Consider the following 376-nt stretch of genomic DNA (forward strand, 5'->3'; position numbering starts at 1 on the left):
CCCCTTCGGGGATATCGGTTCTTCTAATAATTACATTGGGTTAATGTAAAAAAGTTAAAGAAAAGTTTCCGTCCCCTTCGGGGATATCGGTTCTTCTAATTGCACTGGAACTTGTATACAGTCGTGTGCTGATGAGTTTCCGTCCCCTTCGGGGATATCGGTTCTTCTAATTCTGGACCCGCGTTTGGCCTCACGGTATCCAGGTGTTTCCGTCCCCTTCGGGGATATCGGTTCTTCTAATACAGGAGGGATAACAGCAAATCTCCAGAGTGGGTTTCCGTCCCCTTCGGGGATATCGGTTCTTCTAATCCTTTGCTGGGAATCTTATCACTCTCGAGAGCACTGTTTCCGTCCCCTTCGGGGATATCGGTTCTTC

This window comes from Oribacterium sp. oral taxon 078 str. F0263 (assembly GCF_000469565.1).
Lineage (GTDB): Bacteria > Bacillota > Clostridia > Lachnospirales > Lachnospiraceae > Oribacterium.